Source organism: Mycobacterium sp. (assembly GCF_049608025.1).
Lineage (GTDB): Bacteria > Actinomycetota > Actinomycetes > Mycobacteriales > Mycobacteriaceae > Mycobacterium.
Genome location: NZ_JBMYXC010000113.1, coordinates 1 through 1936 on the forward strand (window position 1 = coordinate 1; position 1936 = coordinate 1936).

The window sequence follows — 1936 nt, forward strand, 5'->3', positions numbered from 1 at the left end:
TGGGTCTCACAACCGGTGGCAGCATCGGCGCAGATACCGCGCGGAGCCTCGATGACTGTGCGGCTCTGGCCAGCGAATGGGGCGCCGCAGCACTCAGCGAGAAACCGGACGCGCTCGTCTTGGTGCACGGCGGCCCGGTCGCCATGCCCGAAGACGCCGAGTACGTGTTGCAGCGCGTAAAGAACTGTCATGGCTTCTATGGCGCGAGTTCCATGGAGCGCCTGCCGACAGAGGTGGCACTCACCGACCAATGCAGGAAGTTCAAGGCAATCAGGCGGTAGCCGGCTGCACCATTCACCGGGCGGCTTTTCCACACCGCAGCAAGCGCTATCCCCCGATTGGGGGACAGCGATTTCCACCGCACAGACCGCCGTTCGGCCGACAGACATCGACACCGGTGTGCGCGATAGTTATCTCATCGCCGGAGAGCACCGGCACGAAAACCGAAAACCCAATGAGCACAGAAGGAGTCATCACCATGACCAGCAACGCCACCCGCCGCTTCACCCGCCTCGTTGCCCTGCCCGTCCTGTCGGCCGGCATCATCGGCGGCGCAGCCCTGGGGGTAGCCGGCCCCGCCACCGCGGCCAACGACAACAACCAACAGAACCAACAGATCCAGCACGACTTGACACCGCGCACCGGCATCGTCGCAGTCCCGCAGACCAAGGCTCCGTCGTCGGCAAGCTTCATGCCTCGCTCGAGCTCGCGCCACCACCACAACCACATGGTGTCCTTCGGCTGACCCGCAACGTAATTGAGCATCCCGGGTATCACCGGCCCGGGCAGGGAGCAAGATCTACCGGTGGCGGCAACGAACACAGCACGCGGACCCGTCGACACCGCACAGCTGGGCGTGACGTTGATGCATGAGCACGTGTTCCTGCTGTCCCCCGAGATCATGCAGAACTATCCCGAGAGCTGGGGCGATGAGGCTCAGCGCGAGGCCGACGCAGTCCGGCGTCTGAACGAACTCAAGGCCGGCGGGGTGGACACCATCGTCGATCTGACCGTGATCGGACTGGGCCGCTACATTCCACGCATCGCGCGGGTCGCCGCACAGACCGACGTGCAGATCGTGGTGGCGACAGGTGTGTACACCTACAACGACGTTCCTCTCCACTTCTACTTCACCGGGCCGGGCACCGAGTTGCGCAGGCCCACCGGCACACCGGCGCGCCGATCTCCACACACACCCACGCCGCCACTCGCCGCGGAATCGATCAACAGCACATCTTCGCTTCTGAGGGCGTGGACCTGTCGCGGGTCATCATCGGGCACAGCGGCGACAGCACCGACCTCGACTATCTCGAAGAGCTCATCGCCAACGGCTCCTACCTCGGCATGGACCGCTTCGGCTACGACCAGATCCTGCCGTTCGCAGAGCGTATCGAGACCGTGGCGCGGATGTGCGAGCGTGGCCACGCCGACAAGATGGTGCTCTCTCACGACGCGGCCTGCTTCATCGCCTGGATGCCGGCACCCGATCAGCAAGAGAGCTCGGGAAAGTCCCAGTATCTACATATCCACAACGATGTACTGCCGGCGTTGACGAACCGCGGTGTCACCGAAGATCAGATACACACCATGCTCGTCGACAACCCGCGCCGCATCTTCGAGCACCAGGGCGGATAGTCAACTACCCGGTCCTGAAGGAACCGGGCTTGCAGCTGTTATCCCTGGCTGGTTGCCAGGTGTCACGCCGCGCTAGGGGCCGTTGACTGGGCCCAGGTTTCTGGACCTCGGAGTGCGATGTTGTCGGCTCCGAGGATGTCTGCGTGTTCTGCGGTGAATCCGCAGTCTCGACAAAGGAACTTGGCCTGGCTGGTCCGGTTTCGTTTGTCGATGTGGCCGCAGTCGGTGCAGCGCTGGCTGGTGTGTTTGGGGTCCACTTGGACCATCGGCACTCCGGCGCGGGCTGCTTTGTAGGTGAGGA

Annotated in this window: 3 protein-coding genes and 1 pseudogene; 3 read left to right on the forward strand and 1 reads right to left on the reverse strand. The window is 63.7% G+C overall.

What is annotated here, in order from left to right:
• The 3 genes and pseudogenes from ACPGXI_RS17950 to ACPGXI_RS17960 all read left to right on the forward strand — a co-directional run.
• Positions 1-281 (forward strand): phosphoenolpyruvate hydrolase family protein (locus ACPGXI_RS17950; protein WP_526655380.1); only part of this gene is annotated, 281 nt, incomplete at its 5' end.
• A gap of 197 nt (positions 282-478) precedes the next feature.
• Positions 479-745: a hypothetical protein gene (locus tag ACPGXI_RS17955; protein ID WP_526655382.1), complete on the forward strand. Its 267-nt coding sequence runs from the start codon at positions 479-481 to the stop codon at positions 743-745.
• Between the two features lie 60 nt (positions 746-805).
• A pseudogene (locus ACPGXI_RS17960) lies at positions 806-1635 on the forward strand (phosphotriesterase family protein).
• A gap of 62 nt (positions 1636-1697) precedes the next feature.
• On the opposite strand, the gene ACPGXI_RS17965 reads toward ACPGXI_RS17960, so the two are convergent.
• The coding region (locus ACPGXI_RS17965; protein WP_526655384.1) for a transposase at positions 1698-1936 on the reverse strand (239 nt) is incomplete at its 5' end.